Below are 17,795 nucleotides of genomic sequence, written 5' to 3'. Positions count from 1 at the left end.
GTCGGCGCGCGTCAGGGACGCGGTAGTGGCCGCCCCGACGGATGTGCTGACTCCCGGCGGCTCCGGCGGGGAAGCTTCGGCGGATGCCGAGGGCCCCGCCGTACGGACGCTGCCGCCCACCGGCGTGTATTCCGCGCTGGACACGTCGCCCCGTGGCCTGACGACCGAGGCAGCCGACGCCAGGCTCCGGCGGTTCGGGTCCAATGAACTCCCGCGCGCAGCGCACCCGGCCATGTGGCGGCAACTGGCAGCCCAGTTCACGGACCTCTTCGCGGTCGTCCTGCTCATCGCTTCGGCGATCACCGCCCTCGCGTACACACTCCAGGAGCCACGGGACCCTGGCACACTGCAACTCGCCGTGGCGATCCTCGGAGTGGTGGTCCTGAACGCGTCCATCGGGTTCGCCCAGGAATACTCGGCCGAGCGGACGGCGGAGTCGCTGCAGGCGATGGTGCCGCACACCTGCCGCGTGCTGCGCGACGCCGTGCTCCGGGAACTGCCCGCGCGGGAGCTGGTGCGGGGGGACGTGGTGATTCTCGAGGCCGGGGATGCGGTCTCCGCCGACTGCCGCCTGGTGGAGGCGCACGACATCACCGTGAACAACGCCGCGATCACCGGGGAGAGCGACGCGGTCGGCCGCGGCCACGAGCCCGATCAGCAGGGCCCGGTCCTGGAGGCGCGCAACTGTGTTTTCATGGGCACCGATGTCGTGGCGGGAACCGCAAAGGCGGTGGTCTTCGCCACCGGCCGGTCGACCGAGTTCGGGCGGATCTTCCAGCTCACGGCCGCCGCACCGCGGCAGAAGACTCCGTTGCAGCACCAGGTCGCCTCGATGGCGCGTCGGGTGGCGGGTGCGGCACTTGCCGTCGGATCGCTTCTGTTCGCCGTACGGCTGCCCACAGGGCAGGACCTCGTGTCGGCATTCGTCTTCGCCCTCGGCGTGATGGTCGCACTCGTCCCCGAAGGGCTGCCCGCCACGCTCTCCGTGTCCCTCGCGATCGGCGTCCGGCGCATGGCTCGCCGCCATGCGCTGGTGAAGCAACTGCTCGCCGTCGAGGCGCTGGGCTCGACCACGGTGGTGTGCACGGACAAGACCGGGACACTGACGCAGGCTGAGATGACCGTCGTCCAGGTCTGGGCCAGAGGGGTCATGCACGCCGTGTCCGGGGTTGGCTACGAGCCAGTCGGTGAGGTCACGGACCCCGAACCCGTGCGTGCAGTCCTGCGGACCGCGGCGCTGTGCAGCAACGCTCGTCTGGTGCCGCCCTCCGAGGGCGGTCGATGGCATGTGCTCGGGGACACCACCGAGGGTGCGCTGCTCGTCGCCGCCGCCAAGGCCGGACTCGACCGGGCCGCCGAAGAAGCGGCTGCTCCGCGCGTCGGCGAGTATCCCTTCGACTCCGTACGCAAGTTGATGAGCACGGTGCACTCCGGGGCCGACGGCTACCACGCCTGTGTCAAGGGCGCTCCCCAGGAGCTGCTCGAACGGTGCACGGCCATCGACCGGCAGGGCGAAGTGACCGCGTTGACCGACGCGCTGCGTGCAGAGGTGATGACTGTCAATGACGGGTTGGCCACGCAGGGACTGCGGGTCCTGGCCGCCGCCCGACGGGAACTCTCAGGCCCGCATCCCGACCGGGACGGTGTCGAGTCGGGGCTGACCTTCCTGGGGCTCGTCGGCATGCTGGACCCGCCGCGGCCCGAGGTACGAGAGGCGGTCGCCGCCTGCCACCGGGCCGGTATCCGCGTCGTCATGGTGACCGGGGACCATCCGCTGACCGCTGAGGCAGTGGCCCGGCGCGTGGGGATCGTGCGGCATTCCGCTCCGACGGTCGTGACCGGTGCCCGGCTGAACGAGCTGGACGACGACGCCCTCGACGGACTGCTGGCCGGCCAGGGCGATCTGTTGCTGTGCCGGGTCAGCCCCGAGCACAAGATGCGTGTGGTCACCGCCTTCCAGCGGCGTCACGAGGTGGTCGCTGTCACGGGCGACGGCGCAAATGACGCCCCGGCACTGAAGCACGCCGACATCGGTGTGGCCATGGGCGCGTCCGGGACGGACGTGGCCCGGGAAGCCGCCGTCATGGTGCTGCTCGACGACTCGTTCGCCTCCATCGCCACGGCGGTGCGGCTGGGCCGTTCCGTCTACCAGAACATCAGGAAGTTTCTTGTCTACGTCTTCAGCAGCAACATCGGGGAACTCGGCCCGATCATCGCGGCGACCTTCGCCGGGTTCCCCCTGGTTCCAATCAGCGCGGTACAGATCCTGGCCATCGATCTGGGGTCGGACGTCCTGCCCGCACTCGCCCTCGGTGCCGAGCGCCCGGAGGACGATGTCATGGACCGTCCGCCACGCTCGCGGCACGAGAGGCTGTTCTCGGCGGCCGTGATGGGCCGCATCCTCTTCCTGGGCGGGATCCAGGCACTGTGTGGGTGCGCCGTCTTCTTCTGGCACGTCAACGGTTCAGGCATTCCGTACTCCCAGTTCACCGAGGACAACGTCGTCTACCGGGAGGCGATCACTCTGGTGCAGGCCGGGATCGTCATCAGCCAGTTCTTCATCGCCCTGACATTGCGCACGGAACGCGAAAGCGTCTTCCGGGCCGGTCTGCTGAGCAATCCCTGGCTGCTTGCCGCCGGGGGTATCGGACTCGTCTGGATGTCGGGCATCAGCTATTGGCCTCTTCTCCAGAACGTGTTCAACACGGCCCCCATCGCCGTCACGGACTGGGCGGTCCTCGCCGGACTCGGCGCCCTGCCGCTGGCCGCCGATGAGGCCCGCAAGTGGTGGCTGCGGCAACGCCACAGCTCCAGAACCGTCGAGCAGGGAGGAAAGCGATGAGGATCATCATCGTGGGCTGCGGCCGGACGGGATCCGCACTCGCCGTCCGGCTCACCGAGGAGCGCCATGACGTACGGCTCGTCGACCGCGAACGGAGCAGCCGACGGCGGCTGCCCGCAGTGTTCCCCGGCCAGTTCCTTGAAGGGAACGGATTCAGCCGGGCTGTGCTGGAGCAAGCGGGTATCGAGCACGCCGACGCGCTCGTCGCCGTCACCTCCGGGGACAACAGCAACATCGTCACCGCGCGGACCGCGAAGGACACGTACCGAGTACCCATCGTGCTCGCCCGCATCTACGACCCATGGCGCGCCGACATGTACCGGGAACTGGGCATCCCCACCATCGCCAGTGTCCGCTGGACCGTGAACCAGATCCATCAGATGCTGCTGCACCGCCATCTCACATCGGAACTCACCTTCGGCAACGGCGAAACGCTCCTGGTCCGTTCGCAGCTCCCGGCCTACCTCACCGGGCGCCGGCTCGCCGAATTCGACGTCGACAGTGAGATCCGTGTCGTGGAAGTGACCAGAGCGGGCCGCTCGCTGGTGCCCGCCCACGGCACGGCAGCCGAGCCCGGAGATCTCGTCACCTTCGCCGTCGCCGCCACCGCGCTCGGCCGTCTGCGTGGCTTTCTCGACAAGGAGCTGGGGACATGAAGGCCCTCATCGCCGGCGCCGGGCGACTGGGCACCCAGATCGCGCAGGTGCTCGCCGCCGCCGGGAACGACGTCACTGTGGTGGACGCGGACGCCGACCGCGTCGATGCGCTTCAGGGACAGCTCGCCGTACACCTCATCCTGGGGGACGCCTGCGAACCTGCGTGTCTGGACCAGGCCGGCGCCCACACGGCCGACCTCGTCATCGCCGCCACCGGAGAGGACGAGGACAACCTCGTCATCAGCCTGCTGGCCAAACGGCAGTGTGCCGCGCCACGCGTCGTGGCCCGCGTCAACGACAGTGAGAACGCCTGGCTGTTCGACCAGCGCTGGGGTGTCGACATCGCCGTCCCCACTGCCACTCCGCTCATCTCCCTCATCGAGGAGGCAACCGGTGCCACCGATACCGTGGCACTGCTGCGCCTCAGCAAGGCGGGCGTCGACATCATCGAAACCGTGATCACCACGCACTCTCGCGCAGTCGGCAAACCCCTCTCGGACATCCCTCTGCCCGACGGAACCGTCGTCGCCACCGTCATACGGGACGGCCGGCCGACCGTGCCCGGACCGGCCGTCCGCCTCCAGCCCGGTGACGAGTTGCTTCTCGTCTCGCACAGCGCCACCGAGCAGGAGATCCACTCGGCGTTCCAGTGAGTGCGCCCACTGGGCCGAAACGAGCCCAACGACCCTGCGCCGGGACCTGTCGGCCCATCCGAACGAGACGCCCGGAGTGTGACAGTGGAGGCCCACTCCGCGAAGCGAAGGAGTGTGCAGCCATGGAAGAAGAGCGGCCTGTTCCAGGGGCTCGCCGACCTCCGGCGGCGCAACTGGCGGCGCCTGCCGTGCGATGCCTCCGACATCCACGCCGTGGTCGTGACACACGCCCACCTCGATCACTGCGGCTACCTTCCCCCGTCTGGTCCGGCAGGGTTTCCGCGGGCCCGTACTGACCAGCGCACATACCGCACGGCTCGCGGAGATCGTGCTGCGCGATAGCGCCCGGCTTCAGATCGAGTCCGCCCGGCACGCCAATGAGCACGGCTGGTCCAAGCACCGTCCGGCCAAGCCCTTGTACGACGACGCCGATGTCGACAACACGGTCAAGATGTTCGATTCGGTACCGCTGAACAGCGAGACCGAGATCATCGCGGGCACCACGCTGACGCTGCACCATGCCGGCCACATCCTGGGCCCGGCCTGGGCGCATCTCACTCTCGAGGACGGACACACTCTCGCTGTCAGCGGCGACCTGGGACGGCCCGGGCACCCCCTGTTGCGCCCCGCCGAGCCGTTCTCCGGGGCAGACGTGCTGCTGGTGGAGTCGACGTACGGCGATCGCCGTCACGACGACGCGGCCGGCAGGGAACGCTTCATCTCGGTGCTGACCCGGACGCTCGGCCGAGGAGGCATCGTCGTCATCCCGGCTTTCGCCCTCGACCGCACCGACGTGGTCCTCCATGAGCTCGCCGCTCTCCGGCGCGAGGGCGTACTGCCCGCCACGGTCCCTGTCTACGTGGACAGCCCGATGGCACTGGCCGCACTGGACGTCTATCGCGATGCGATCCTGGCCCGCGCTCCCGAGCTGCACCCTTCCGTCATCTCCCAGGGCGTGGCCGCGATCAGCCCGGACCCCTTCCTCGCGGCCCGTTCGGTCCAGGAGTCGATCGACATTAACGGCGGGACAGATCGTCGACTGGCTTCGTGGCGCTCCCGCGCCCAGCACGACATACATGGTCCACGGTGAGCCCGGCGCCGCCGGGGCGCTTCGCGGCCGTATCGACCAGGAGCTGGGCTGGACCACGGTCGTGCCTCGCTCAGGTGAGGCCGTTCTGGTCCGCTGATTCCGACCGCTCGGACGCGCGGGCCCGCTCGGCGCCGGATCGCTCGGTGGCCCGCGCCATGACCCACCCTGCCCTCTGCCGCACACAGTGTCAGTCTGCGCGCCTGCAGTCGCTGCCCGACGAGACGCCCGACCGGTCACCCAGCAGCCAAACACAGAGCTCCCCATGCCGCCGCGCCAACTGGCCCGGTACGGTAGCCATGTCGCCAGAGTCAGCCGTCGGCCCGTCGAGGCACACCTGGAGGGAGCAGCGGTGGCAAGCTCGGAGGACGGCCGCGTACGGCTGCCGCAGCTGAGACTGGACGAGCTGCTGGAGGAGGTGCAGGCCCGCCTGGACGCGGCGCGTGGCACCCGGGACCGGGTGCACAGCCTGCTGGAGGCGGTGCTGTCGGTCGGGCGGGAGCTGGACCTGGAGCAGGTGCTGCGCAGCATCGTCGAGGCGGCGGCGGTGCTGGTCGATGCGGAATACGCGGCGCTGGGTGTGATCGGGCCGAGCGGGACGTCTCTCTCGCAGTTCCTGACGGTCGGGGTGCCCGACGAGCAGATCGCCGTGATCGGCCCGTACCCGTCCGGGCATGGCATCCTCGGCGAGCTGATCAGGAATCCCCGGCCGCTGCGGCTGCCGAAGATCTCCGAGCACCCTTCGTCGTACGGTTTCCCGCCCCATCACCCGCCGATGAACACCTTCCTCGGCGTCCCGATCCGGGTGCGCGACCACGTCTTCGGCAATCTCTATCTGACTGAGAAGCGGGGCGGGGCCCAGTTCGACGATGAAGACGAGTCCGTGCTGTCCACCTTGGCTGTCGCCGCCGGGGTGGCGATCGACAACGCCCGGCTGTACGAGGAGGTCAAGCTGCGCGAGCGCTGGCTGCGCGCGAACGCGGACATCACGCACAGCCTTATGTCGGGCAGCCCCCGCAGCGAGGTTCTCACTCTGATCGCCGAACGGGCCAAGGAGATCGCGGGCGCCGAACTGGCCGTGGTGGCGCTGCCGATGCCCGACACCGGCACGCTGGCGATCGAGCTGGCGATCGGGCCGAACGCGGACGCTCACCGTGGGCTGGTGCTGCCGGTGGAGGGAAGCCTGAGCGGCGCCGCTTTCACCGCGGGCGCGCCGGTAACGAGCGCGGATGTCACCCACGACGAGCGTGTTTCGGCCGGGCCGCCGCGGTTCGCCGGGCTGGGGCCCGCGGTGGCTGTGCCCATTGGCACCGCGGACGGGGTACGAGGAGTGCTGCTGCTGGCCCGCGAGGCGGGCGCGACGGTCTTCGCGGACGAGGAGACCGACCCGCTGCGGGGTTTCGCCGGTCAGGCGGCGGTGGCGATGGAGCTGGCGGAGCGGCGCAGCGACGCGGAGCAGATCGCCGTGCTGGAGGACCGCGACCGGATCGCCCGTGACCTGCACGACCTGGCGATCCAACGGCTCTTCGCGACCGGCATGACACTCCAGAGCGCGGGGCGTCTGATCGAGCACTCCCCGGCTTCGGAGCGTGTGCTGCGCGCGGTTGACGACCTGGACGAGACCATCAAGATCATCCGCACGACCATCTTCGGGCTGCGCTCACGTGAGGCGGGGACCGGGCAGGGCCTGCGGGCACGCGCTGTGCGGACGGTCGGAGAAGCGGCTCCGGTGCTGGGCTTCGCGCCGAGCCTCCGGATGGAAGGGCTGCTGGACACCGACGTGCCGCGGGAGATTGCCGACCACCTGGTGGCGGTTCTCTCCGAGGCACTCACCAATGTCTGCCGCCATGCGCACGCCACCCAGGCTGACGTGGCCCTGGAGACGGACGGACGGGAAGTGGTGCTGACGGTCGCCGACAATGGTGTGGGGCTCCCTCCCGACCGGCGCAGCAGCGGCCTGGCCAACATCTCGGAGCGGGCCCAGCAGCTGGGCGGCGAGCTGGAGTTGACCTGCCCGTCCGGTGGCGGAACCTCGCTGGTCTGGCGCGTACCCGTAGGCACCCCCTGAGTCCCACTCCCAGGTTCCACCGGGATCACGGGGCGGACTGCTGCTCGTGCGACGCGCGCGCGTCCGAACGGAATTCATTGCGGTCCACAACACGTCCGGTCACCAGCTCGGGACGGATCCGGATGAATACTCCGTCCGGCACCGGCACCCACGAGCGCGGTCCGGTCCGCAGCAGCCGTTCGCGCTCCCCCGGGTCAGTGACCTGGTACGCCGGGCCCATGACGACGACACTCCACCCGGTACCGGCGGCCTCGTCGAACCGATCCACCTCGAACGCCACCACGGCCTGGCCCACCGCGCGGGCCACGCGGGAGGCCGCCGAAGTGCGCAGCAGCACGGAGAAGTCGTGGTCCAGGGAGAAGTTCACCGGCAGGATGGCAGGCAGGGCCTGGTCGGTGTAGACGATGCGGCCGATCGACACCTGCCCCAGCAGACGCAGGCACTCCTGCGGGTCGAGCTCTCGGAAGCCGTCGTGGTGGTGCATGGCGTCCATCCTTAGGGCGGTCCGCCCGGATTGAGGTAGGGCACGCAAGGCCTCGCCGATACCTCCCTTTGTCCGGAACTGCGGTTGTATGCACCCAACACTCCGGCGTCGGCCGGTGCTTGGGAATGGGCCGAGAGTCCCTGGCAAGCTGGGCGAACGGCCCGCGCCGGGCGGTGTGAGCAGCAATGTTCACGAATAGAAGCGCCCGCCGCGCTTCGGTAACCAAGGCGCGCGGGTGCGAGATGTGCGGCACGGGCCCCGTCGGCCCTCAGCCGTGCCGCACGGGGATGGTCCTGGTACCCGACTTCGGCTCCGGCATCGGGACCGGGATGGTGAGCACGCCGTCCTTTAGGTCGGCAGTCGCATCGTCGCCGCGCGCTCCGGCGGGCAGCCGGACCGAGCGGGCGAAAGTGCCGTATCGGATTCCGTGTGGGGCTTCTCGGTCGTCTCCTCGCTGCGCGCAGCGTCAGCAAAACCTCCGCGACACTGATCTCGATGTCGCTCTCGGGGGCGATGCCCGGGAGCTCAGCCGGCGAGACGTACGTACCGTCCGTGAGGCTCTCCTCGATGCGGATGCTGTGCAGTCCGGGGATCTGGTGCAGACCCGGAACTCCGCCCTCGACCCACCCGAACAGGTCCTGCAGAAGTGGTGGCCAGGCAGGCAGCCGTTCGATCATTGCATTGATCACACCGTCCCTCGGGTCGGCCTCCCGTCGCTTCCAGCCTCCCGCTCCCCGTTCGTACTCCAGGGCCGACCGGCCCCCGTCGGGGACCGGCTGGGGCGGATCAGGTGGTCCTGCGCCGCCACGCCGGGCCGACCTCGGCCCACTCCTTCGCCCACTGGTCCATGCGGAAGCGGTCAAGGCACCCGCGCGCGGCACAGCCGACGGCCACCACCAGGCCACCCCAGGCGCCGAGGGCCAGTGCTCCGGCGGCAAGCGTCTGAGCCGCCACCCCCGCGCCGGTGACCGGCGGCGTGGTCGGAGTCCCCCAGCGATCCGTCCAGAACACGACCTTCGATCCGGCAGGGCCGCTTGCCTCGACACTCACGGTCGCGGTTTGGACCACGCCGTATCGGTCCCTCCAGCGCACCGGCGCCCGGACTTGCGCCTTCACACCGTCTGCCGTGGGCACAGCAGCCGACACGGCCTCGGTGAGCTCGGCCTGGACGGCATAGCGTTCCGCCCGATGCCGCTCATGGATGTGCACGACGGCCGAGCCCGCCGCGAGGGTGACCGCTGCTCCGCCGACCAGCGCCAGCACCCATAGGGCCAGCACGATCCAGGCCTCGACCACGTCGCTGCGGCGCCTGAGCGGGCTGCGCCGCCATCGCCAGAACCTCGTACTTGTACGCCCGTTGCTCCTCATCTTCACTCCACACCCCCTGGTGAGCGGGGACGGCCGTGGCAGCAGACCGTTCAGCCCTCGTGCGCCCGAGGCGTCGCGTCCCGGTGGGGCACGACAGCCACAGGGCGGGGCGCGTGGTGCAGTACCGCGTGGGCGACAGGTCCCAGACGTGAACCGATCGCATGCGTTGACCTGCGGGCACCCACCACCAGCAGGTCTGCGTCCGCAGCCGCCTCCACCAGCGCCCCTGCAGCGGACACCGCCCGGACGATGTGCTCCGTCACCGCAAGGTCCGGGAACTCCTTGCGGACTGGGGCGACGATGCGAGATGTCTCAGCGAGCTGCGCCGCAGCGATTTCACTCGCGTCGTCGAACATCGGCGCCATGCTGCCGACGTTCTGCAGGAACATCCACGCACTCAGCACACGGAGCAACGCCTTGCGCTGCTGGGCGGTCCACGCGGCGAAGCGGAGCGCGTCGAGGTCCCGGTCGTCCCGGACCCCGACAACCACGACCCCCGTCGCGGCGGGCTCGGCATCGCCCCGCACGACGATCACCGGGCCCTCCGCCCGCGCCGCGACCCGCAGACCCACCGATCCCAGGAGCAGCGCTGAGAATCCGCCGAGCCCGCGTGAGCCGACGACGATAGTGCCGTCGACTCCGGCCGCCCTCAGCAGGGACTCCGCAGCACCTGCTTCGCTGAGTGTCATAGCCACAGGTACACCGGGGAAAGCACCGCGCACCTCGCCGGCCGCCTCGTCCAGCAGGCTGCCGCCGGAGTCGAGGACGAGCCGAACGGCGTCAGAGGACAAGTGCCGTGCTCTGGCCTCAGTATCGGTCGCGTGAACGATGTTGAGAGGCTGTTTCCGGGCTTCGGCCTCGCCTGCGGCCCAGAGCACGGCCTTCGTCGCATGGGCCGAACCGTCCGTGCCGACCGCTACGGGCCCGGGTGTCTCCGTACCCGGCGCGGAAGCAATGTTGGCCATGGTGTCCTCCTCCTCCTCGTGTCGCTGTTGGCGGGGGTGACATCTACTGACGCTGCCACGGCGTCCGCGAGGCCGGGAGGGCCGCTGAGGCCCGACTCAGGGGCCAAACGTCCCCCCTCCGCGCAAAGAGCCGCACCCCGGTGCCCGTGCTGCCCGCTACAGGGGCCCAGCCCCCGAAACCGCAGACGACCGCACAGCCCGCAACGGTCCCCCGGCGCGGCCGGCCGGCCCCTCGCGGAGGACCTTTGTCCCCTTCCGCTCAGCCCGGCGCAGAAAGAGGGTGAAAAACGTGCGTTCGACCCTGTCCAGTCCGTCGAGGAGCTGGCCAAGGTGATCCACATCAGAGTCATTGTCAGGCCGACACCCTGCGACGCGGCAGAGACCGCCGACGGGCTGATGGCCCCGCCTGCCGTGACCGCCCACGCCCAGTGGAGCATCGTCGAAACGGCCCGGGAAATGACCCGCCAGCAGGTCAAACGGTCCCCGTGGTCGACGAGGACGGACGAAGCGATCTCCTTCGGGTCTTTCTACGACAGGACAGCGCGATCCGCGAGACGATCACCCGAGAGGTCCAGAGGGACACGCTGTCCCTCTCTTCTGAGGATGCCCAAGTCAGGGTGGTAGACGGCTTGGTGACGCTGACCGGCAAGGTCAAGGAGCGCAGCCGCATCCCGATCGCGATGCGGCTGCGCCAGTCAGTCAGTCAGTCAGTCAGTCAGTCAGTCGACGGCGTCGTCACTGTGCACGGGGCCTCGACTCACCCGGCGAGCTTGGGGCGGCCGCGACGGTCAACCGCCACGGCGTCGTCGAACACACCCGGCGCCATTGAAGCCATCGAACTGGGCAACAGACTCTGCTGTGCGGGACCGTGCTGTCGGTGCTCGGTGGCATCGGTCCGCATCGGAGCCGTCGCCGCTTCAGCCGTGGCAGCCGAACGGGTACCAGTGTTGGGCCGACCGGCTCTCGGCCGGCTGCCCCGGTTCCGTGATGCTGTAGGGACATGGGCCGGTTCAGGTGACCGTGCCCTCTACCCGGTACGGAGGCAGCCTCATGGCCCGCGCAATCGCTGTAGGAGTGGACGGTTCCCCGGAAAGCTTGGCCGCGGCCGACTGGGCAGCCCGCGAAGCGACACTTCGGGGGCTGCCGGTCCGGATCGTGCACGCCTGGCTCTGGCAGCCCCTCGACGTGCCCGTGGTCCAGGACAGGGAGGCACTGACGCAATCGGCGAACGCTGTGGTAAGGGAAGCCGAGACGCATGTGGCCGCCCGGTATCCCGACCTGTCGGTGTCCGCCGAGGTGGTGCCGGACACCGCGGTTGCCGCGCTGCTCGGCGCCGACGAGCAGGCCGAGATGCTGGTATTGGGATCACGGGGGCACGGCGCCCTCGTCGGCTTCATGCTCGGCTCGTACGGTCAGCAAGTGATCGCTGCCGCCACGCGTCCGGTGGTCTCGGTCCGGGCCCAGGCAGGGGACGCAGGCGAGCCGGAGGGCGCTGAGATCGTCGTGGGGCAGCAGGGCGGGGCGGAGTACAGCGACACGGTGCTGGGATTCGCCTTCGAGGCCGCGGCAGTACGGGGGGCGACCGTGCGAGCGGTGCGTGCCTGGAGTCTGCCGCCCGTCTTCGCCTACAGCCCTGGTTCGATGCGCCTGGCCGACGAGGCAGGAGGGCTGGAACCGTTCGAGAAGAAGGCACTGGAGCAGGCACTCGCCCCCTGGCGCGAGCGGTTTCCCGACGTACCGGTGATCGAGCATGTCGAAATCGGGAGCGCGGGGCAGGTGCTCCTGTCGGCGGCCTCTCGTGCGCGGTTGCTCGTGGTCGGCCGCCGCGTACGCCGCTCACCCGTCGGTACGCGCATCGGGTCCGTCGCCCATGCCGCCCTCCACCATGCGACCTGCCCCGTCGCGGTAGTTCCGCACGATTGAGAGCCGGCCGGCCTCCGCAACTTGGGGGCCCCGCGCAGCGCCGGTTCATGCCGGTTTGGCACCACACACGGCAGACTCCGCCGCATCCGCCGAAATCGAGGAGGACAAGAATGGACATCATCGCGTTCGGGGTGCTCGCCGATGAGCGCCCGCAGCTGGAGCAGGCGTTCGCCGACCAGCACGCGGTGCGCTGTCTCGAACTGTTCCTCAACCCGGACACCGCGCCGGCGGCCCGCGGATACGAGGTCGTCTCCAGCAGCGTCAATGACGTCCTGGGCGCGGACGTTCTCGCTGCCCTTGCCGACGGCGGCACCCGGATGATCGCCCAGCGCTCGACCGGCTACAACAACATCGATCTGGACCGGGCCAGGGAGCTGGACCTGACCGTGGCACGAGTCTCCTCCTACTCCCCGTACTCGGTCGCCGAGTTCGCCTGGTCGCTCGCCCTGGCCCTCAACCGCCGGACCGTCCGCGCTGTCGGGCGCACCCGGGAGTTCGACTTTCGCCTCAACGGTCTGATGGGCAGGGACTTCCACGACCGAACCGTCGGCGTCATGGGGACGGGAAAGATCGGCACCGCGTTCAGCCGCATCGCGCACGGTTTCGGAATGCGCCTGCTGGGCTGGGACGTGCAGGAGAACAGCGACTGCCTGGCACTCGGCATGGAGTACGTGGACAAGGACCGCCTGTTCGGCGAAGCCGACCTGATCAGCCTGCACCTTCCCCTGCTGCCCGCGACACATCACATCGTGGACGCCAACGCCCTGGGAAGGATGAAGTCAGACGCAATCCTGATCAACACGAGCCGCGGCGGGCTCATCGATGCGGCCGCGCTGGTGGCAGCGCTGCGCGAGGGCCGACTCGACGGGGTGGGACTGGACGTCTATGAGGAAGAGGCCGGGGTGTTCTTCGTCGACCACTCCCTGGAGGTGATGACGGACGACACCCTCGCCCGCCTCATGACCTTCCGGAACGTCCTGGTGACCTCCCATCAGGCGTACTTCACCAGGGACGCGGTCGGCCAGATCATCGACACTACGGTGCGAAACGTCGCGGACTATCTCGCCGGACGCACCAGCGACAACGTCCTCGTCCGACCCGAGGAGTAGCCAACGGTCCGGCGCCTTGAAAGTAACTGCAGCGCCACGGCTGCGCGTTGTTCAGCAACGGGACGGCAGCAGTGTCCCGTCACACGCTCACCGGAGCCTACTTGGTGTGCCACCACATGCGGGCCCGTTCTATGGCCGTCAGGGGATCGTGGCCGTGGGAGGCACTCGGCGGCCACTCACTGATCAGATGGAGTTATTCGGCGCCCCGTGAGGCGCGTCGGCTGGATCGACACCCACAGCTCGCGGTTGCCCCCTGCCCACGGTTCGGTGTGGGCCCGCTCGGCCAGCCGGCGCACGTCGTCGGGCTCGGTGACCGCCCGCGCGGGGCCAACGGCGAGCACGCTCCAGCCCCGGCTCATGGCCTCGTCCACATGGTCCACCTCGAAGGCGACGTCTGTTCCGACAGCCACTGCCGGGGTGGAGCCAGGGGCGGTCCTGAAGAGGATCGCGTCGTCGATGACCTCGTAGTTCACCGGGATGACCGCCGGGCCATCGGGCGTCGATACCGCGACGCGCCCGACGCCATGTGTGGAGAGCCGGGAGCGGCATTCCTCCGCGGTCAGGTCCTGCAGCCGGGGGTGGAGGAGCGCCTGTCCCTGGCCGGGCGGCAGATCGATGCCGGCTCCGAGTAGGTCGGCGACCCTGGTCCCCAGGGCGCCGGCCAGCCTGATGAGAGTCGCCTGGCTCGGGTCGGCCGGCCGCTCTTCGAGATACTTCAGGTACGCGGGTGCCATTCCGGCGCGGCGAGCCGCTTCCGCCTGGGTAAGTCCCTGGCGCTTGCGTTCGAGGGCCACGCGCCGGCCGATGTCGCCGGGGTCGGGCGCTCGTTGTGACGGGGTCGTGTCGGACACGGCAACCGCCTGCCCTCCTGAATCGTCCGTCCTCGGGAAGGACGGGTGTCGGGGCGCTTTGGGCCCGTGCTCGATGTGTTGTACATGCGCGTCGGGCCCGGGAAACACCAGCGTGATCCGTTCGGTATCCGACCAGCGAACGTCGTAGGGAGGCGTGCCGTCCTCGTGGTGGAGTCCGACGATCTCGCCGTCCCGTCTGGTTACGCCCGTGGTCGGGCTTTCCACCACGAGTTGATCACCGAGTTGGGCTCGCATGACCGTCACCGCCTTCCGGCTCATCGCACCCAACGTGCCACGCCCCAGCGTGCCGACGCATGAGGCGAAATGCCCTGCTGAAAGGGCCGACCGGACCTACGTCGGGCCGACCGGGCCCCGAATTGGCGACGGGCAGCTCTTCCGATGTCTACGCTCCGAAGCAATGCTTCCGTCACGCGGTCACGCACTGTGCCCGGTGGGCTGTCGCACCATCCATGTCCTGGCGCTACTCCTGGGGCAGGATGAGCGTGCAGGATTCCCCGGGCGCCACCGAGACCGTCCGGTCCGGCAGGGCGATGTCGATCGGGGAGCGATCGGATTCGGGCACGGTGATCTGCAGCTCCCCCGCGCGCAGCCGGAGCCGTACGCCCCAGTGGCCCTGGTAACGGATCGCGAAGCCGTACTCCGACAGCTCCGGCAGCGGCACCGGGTTGAGCCGCAGCGCGCCGCCCCGGGTCTCCAGGCCGGTCAGTCCTCGTTGCACGAGATCGAGGGTGCCGGCCATGGCGCCGAGGTGAATGCCCTCGCCGGTGGTGCCACCCTGCAGATCGGCGATGTCTCCTGCCAGTGCCTCTTGGCAGAACGTCCAGGCTTCCGCGCGCCGAACTCTCGCCAGCACCCAGCCGTGCACGAGGCTGCTGAGCGTCGAGCCGTGACTGGTGCGGCGCAGGTAGTAGTCGACGGTCCGCTGCCAGACGGTGTCGTCCACCTCGTAACCGAGCTGATGGAAGAGCCCCTGGAGCTCGGCCGGTGAGAAGAGATATCCGAGCATCAGCACGTCGGCCTGCTTCGATGCCTGGTACCGGTTGACCGTGTCGCCCTCGGCCTCAAGAATCCGGTCGAGGCGCCGGATGTCGCCGTAGCGGTCCCGGTAGCTGTCCCAGTCGAGTTCAGCGAGCTCGCCATAGCCTTCGAACTGGCTGATCACCCCGGCATGGAAGGGGACATACAGCTTGCGGGAGACCTCCTCCCACGCGGCGGGCTCGCCATCGGCGAGCCCGATACGCTCGGCCAAGTCTCGGCGGCGCGGTTCCGCGAGAGAGTGCAGCACGTCGAGGGCGCGGGCGAGCATCCAGGCGGCGGTGACATTCGTGTACGTGTTGTCGTCGATGCCCGGCTCCTTCGCGCCGGGATAGGCGTCGTGATACTCGTCGGGGCCGACGACTCCGCGGATCCGGTAGCGGCCCAGCGTCTCGTCGTACATCGCCGCGTCCGCCCAGAATCGGGCGATCTGCAGCAGCATCTCGGCGCCCTCGGTGTGCAGGAACTCCGTGTCGCCACTCGCCTCGCAGTACTGCCACACGTTGTAGGCGATCGCCGAGCCGACATGGTGCTGGAGCCGGGAGTGGTCGGGCAGCCAGCGCCCCGAGCGCGGATTGAGATGCAGCTGCTGGGTCTCCTCGCGGCCGTTGCTGCCGCTCTGCCAGGGGTACATGGCCCCGGCTCGTCCCGCGTCACGGGCTGCGAAGCAAGCTCGTTCCAGACGCCGGTGGCGGTAGCCGAGCAGGGCCCGGGAGACCTCGGGGAAGTGGAGGTTCAGAAAGGGCAGGACGAACAGCTCGTCCCAGAAGACGTGCCCTCGGTAGGCCTCCCCGTGCAGCCCGCGGGCCGGGACGCCGACGTCCAGGTCCGCGGTGTGCGGGGACAGGGTCTGCAGGACGTGGAAGAGGTGGAGCCGCAGGATGGGGCCCGCGCTGTTCGGCACGTCGAGTTCGGCGGTGCGCCACAGCTGCTGCCAGGCCGTGCGGTGCGAGGCCAGCAGGGCGTCGAAGTCCGGGGCACGGCCCACCCGGTCGACGGCGGCGTGCAGCGGATCGCTGATCGCCCGGTCCCGGGAGGTGTGCAGGGCGGCCGTCTTGTCGACGGTGACGGTCCGGCCCGCGGCCAGGGGAAGGCGCAGGACGTGGGCAACCCGCAGGTCCTCGTGGCGGGTGGTGGCCTGGGCCGGGACGTCAGCCACGGTGCGGGCGGCCAGGCCCACCCGGATGTCGGAGGTACTGGTGCGACAGCGCATCCACACGGTGTCCGACGCGGAGGTCCCCGTGTGAACGTGGGTGAGATGACGGCTGGCCAGTTGTCCGTAGCGGTCAACGCCGGTGTTGGCGATCGCTCCGTCGAGCGCCGACTCGACCTCGATCTCCCCGGACCAGCCCTCGGCAGTGAACTCGGTGCGCAGCAAGGCAAGATGAGGGTGGGCCATGTGGACCAGGCGCAGCTGTCGTACCGCGACGCGCCGGCCGCTCCCGTCCTCGTACCGCAGCGTGCGCTCCAGCGTGCCTGCGTGCAGGTCCAGCGCCTGGTGATGGTCGAGGAGCTTGTGGGTGTCAGGGGAGAGCCAACTCCCGGAGTCCGTACGGAAACGCAGCGGCAGCCAGTTGGGCAGATTGGCCATGTCCTCGTTCTCGACGTGCCGTCCCGCCACGTCCGAGGTCAGCCGGTTGTAGCAGCCGGCCGCGTACGTGCCCGGATAGTGGACGGAGTCCGCCGTGCACTCGGGCGCCGCGCCACGGGTCGCGAAGTAGCCGTTGCCGAGCGTGCACAGGGACTCGCGCAGGCGTTCCTGTGCCGGGTCATAGCCTTCGTACTCCCAGGTCCAGTTGCGCATCGTCAGCCCTCCGGGCGGTCGCTGTCGGTGAGGAATTCCGCGAGGTCGCGGACCACGATGTCCGCGCCGTGCTTCAGCAGTTCAGCGTGGGTCTGCGGCGTACGTGCCCAGTCCACGCCGATGACCAGGCCGAAGCCGCCGCGCTGCCCGGCCTCGACTCCGGCCAGGGCGTCCTCGACGACGGCGGTACGGGAGGCGGGGGCGCCGAGGCGGCGGGCTGCCTCCAGGAAGAGGGCGGGGTCGGGTTTGCCGGGCAGGTGCAGGCGTGCCGCTTCGCCGCCGTCCACAAGAGCGTCGAAGAGGGTCCCGCGTGTTCGAGGAGTTCGCGGGCGTGCCGGGAGGCGGAGGCGGCGGCCAGGGGTACGCCGGCGGAGCGCAGGGTGTACAGCAGCCGGACCGTGCCCGGGTAGGCGTCGACGCCGTGCTCACGCAGCCGCGTGGTGAACAGGCGCTCCTTGCTTGCGGCGACTTCCTGCACTTCCGCGTCGGGCAGCCGCAGCCCGCGGGATTCCGGGAAGGCTGCGGCACCGTCAAGCCTCGACTTGCCGTCGACGTATCGCCGATAGTCCTCCCGTACGTCGAAGGGGCGCCGCTGGGCGGGATCGGCGGGCGGGTGATCTCGCAGGAAGGCGTCGAAGGCGGTCTTCCAGGCGGCGGCGTGCACCCGAGCGGAGGGTCAAGGCGGGGTCGAAGACGCAGGAGGTGGGGTCGCCGACGTCGCGGGAGACGATCGGCACGGTGGACACGCGCAGGATGCCGCGCAACGGACCCTCGGCGGCGTCGGTGAAGGCGGCGTTGATTTCCTCTGTCGTGGTCGCGCGCCGGAGCAGCACCGCGAGGTCGGTGAACGAGCCGTCCTCGGCGGGGACGCGGACCGCGATGCCCTCCAGGGCGCCGTTGATGCCGACGCGTACGGTCATGGTGAGGCT

General features: G+C 69.7%; 15 protein-coding genes and 2 pseudogenes. 9 read left to right on the top strand and 8 right to left on the bottom strand.

Going from position 1 to position 17,795, the window contains the following annotated elements:
• Nucleotides 1-25: 25 nt before the first annotated feature.
• The 7 genes from ACFYXH_RS35640 to ACFYXH_RS35610 all read left to right on the top strand — a co-directional run bounded on the left by ACFYXH_RS35640 (nucleotide 26) and on the right by ACFYXH_RS35610 (nucleotide 7,306).
• The gene (locus tag ACFYXH_RS35640) at nucleotides 26-2,842 is read left to right on the top strand and encodes a cation-translocating P-type ATPase (protein WP_389572048.1); all 2,817 of its coding nucleotides are present in this window, start codon (nucleotides 26-28) and stop codon (nucleotides 2,840-2,842) included.
• Nucleotides 2,839-3,498, top strand: a complete 660-nt coding sequence (locus ACFYXH_RS35635) for a potassium channel family protein (RefSeq protein ID WP_389572045.1) — start codon at nucleotides 2,839-2,841, stop codon at nucleotides 3,496-3,498. Before ACFYXH_RS35640 ends, ACFYXH_RS35635 begins: the two co-directional genes overlap by 4 nt.
• Nucleotides 3,495-4,151, top strand: coding sequence for a potassium channel family protein (locus ACFYXH_RS35630; RefSeq protein WP_389572042.1), 657 nt, complete (start codon nucleotides 3,495-3,497; stop codon nucleotides 4,149-4,151). Before ACFYXH_RS35635 ends, ACFYXH_RS35630 begins: the two co-directional genes overlap by 4 nt.
• Nucleotides 4,152-4,493, top strand: coding sequence for an MBL fold metallo-hydrolase (locus ACFYXH_RS35625; RefSeq protein WP_389572040.1), 342 nt, complete (start codon nucleotides 4,152-4,154; stop codon nucleotides 4,491-4,493).
• Entirely contained in the window at nucleotides 4,480-5,241 is a 762-nt protein-coding gene (locus ACFYXH_RS35620) for a hypothetical protein (RefSeq protein ID WP_389572037.1), read from the top strand. The genes ACFYXH_RS35625 and ACFYXH_RS35620 overlap by 14 nt, the downstream gene beginning before the upstream one ends.
• The gene (locus ACFYXH_RS35615) at nucleotides 5,228-5,338 is read left to right on the top strand and encodes a hypothetical protein (RefSeq protein ID WP_389572035.1); all 111 of its coding nucleotides are present in this window, start codon (nucleotides 5,228-5,230) and stop codon (nucleotides 5,336-5,338) included. Before ACFYXH_RS35620 ends, ACFYXH_RS35615 begins: the two co-directional genes overlap by 14 nt.
• Nucleotides 5,339-5,590: 252 nt before the next feature.
• The gene (locus ACFYXH_RS35610; protein ID WP_389572033.1) at nucleotides 5,591-7,306 is read left to right on the top strand and encodes a GAF domain-containing protein; all 1,716 of its coding nucleotides are present in this window, start codon (nucleotides 5,591-5,593) and stop codon (nucleotides 7,304-7,306) included.
• A gap of 25 nt (nucleotides 7,307-7,331) precedes the next feature.
• Here the strand turns inward: ACFYXH_RS35610 and ACFYXH_RS35605 are convergent, their stop codons facing one another.
• From ACFYXH_RS35605 to ACFYXH_RS35590, 4 genes are all read right to left on the bottom strand, one after another.
• Complete coding sequence (locus ACFYXH_RS35605) at nucleotides 7,332-7,790, bottom strand: pyridoxamine 5'-phosphate oxidase family protein (protein ID WP_389572030.1); 459 nt, start codon at nucleotides 7,788-7,790, stop codon at nucleotides 7,332-7,334.
• A gap of 268 nt (nucleotides 7,791-8,058) precedes the next feature.
• Nucleotides 8,059-8,181 carry an Hsp20 family protein gene (locus ACFYXH_RS35600; RefSeq protein WP_389572497.1) on the bottom strand — a complete coding sequence of 41 codons (123 nt, stop codon included), beginning with the start codon at nucleotides 8,179-8,181 and terminating at the stop codon, nucleotides 8,059-8,061.
• Between the two features lie 395 nt (nucleotides 8,182-8,576).
• Nucleotides 8,577-9,158 carry a hypothetical protein gene (locus ACFYXH_RS35595; RefSeq protein WP_389572028.1) on the bottom strand — a complete coding sequence of 194 codons (582 nt, stop codon included), beginning with the start codon at nucleotides 9,156-9,158 and terminating at the stop codon, nucleotides 8,577-8,579.
• A 50-nt stretch (nucleotides 9,159-9,208) separates the two neighbouring features.
• Nucleotides 9,209-10,123 carry a universal stress protein gene (locus ACFYXH_RS35590; protein WP_389572025.1) on the bottom strand — a complete coding sequence of 305 codons (915 nt, stop codon included), beginning with the start codon at nucleotides 10,121-10,123 and terminating at the stop codon, nucleotides 9,209-9,211.
• Between the two features lie 1,050 nt (nucleotides 10,124-11,173).
• On the opposite strand from ACFYXH_RS35590, the gene ACFYXH_RS35585 reads away from it, so the two are divergent.
• Together ACFYXH_RS35585 and ACFYXH_RS35580 are read left to right on the top strand one after the other, a co-directional pair.
• A complete protein-coding gene (locus ACFYXH_RS35585) occupies nucleotides 11,174-12,046 on the top strand; it encodes a universal stress protein (RefSeq protein ID WP_389572022.1) in 873 nt (290 codons plus the stop codon).
• 110 nt (nucleotides 12,047-12,156) lie between these two features.
• The gene (locus ACFYXH_RS35580) at nucleotides 12,157-13,155 is read left to right on the top strand and encodes a 2-hydroxyacid dehydrogenase (RefSeq protein WP_389572019.1); all 999 of its coding nucleotides are present in this window, start codon (nucleotides 12,157-12,159) and stop codon (nucleotides 13,153-13,155) included.
• Between the two features lie 176 nt (nucleotides 13,156-13,331).
• On the opposite strand, the gene ACFYXH_RS35575 is transcribed toward ACFYXH_RS35580, so the two are convergent.
• The 4 genes and pseudogenes from ACFYXH_RS35575 to ACFYXH_RS35560 all read right to left on the bottom strand — a co-directional run.
• On the bottom strand, nucleotides 13,332-14,261 hold the full coding sequence (locus ACFYXH_RS35575; RefSeq protein ID WP_389572494.1) for a pyridoxamine 5'-phosphate oxidase family protein: 930 nt from the start codon (nucleotides 14,259-14,261) through the stop codon (nucleotides 13,332-13,334).
• A gap of 226 nt (nucleotides 14,262-14,487) precedes the next feature.
• A complete protein-coding gene (locus ACFYXH_RS35570) occupies nucleotides 14,488-16,866 on the bottom strand; it encodes a glycoside hydrolase family 65 protein (RefSeq protein WP_389572016.1) in 2,379 nt (792 codons plus the stop codon).
• A gap of 2 nt (nucleotides 16,867-16,868) precedes the next feature.
• Nucleotides 16,869-17,539: pseudogene (locus ACFYXH_RS35565) on the bottom strand (HAD family hydrolase); the annotation flags it as partial.
• Nucleotides 17,529-17,762 (bottom strand): annotated as a pseudogene (locus tag ACFYXH_RS35560) (type I glyceraldehyde-3-phosphate dehydrogenase); the annotation flags it as partial. The pseudogenes ACFYXH_RS35560 and ACFYXH_RS35565, both read right to left, overlap by 11 nt.
• Between the last annotated feature and the right edge of the window lie 33 nt (nucleotides 17,763-17,795).

It is taken from the genome of Streptomyces sp. NPDC002730, assembly GCF_042888805.1.
Taxonomy (GTDB): Bacteria; Actinomycetota; Actinomycetes; order Streptomycetales; family Streptomycetaceae; genus Streptomyces.
The sequence above is the reverse complement of the archived record's forward strand: the minus strand, read 5'-3'. Positions and strand labels throughout refer to the sequence as shown.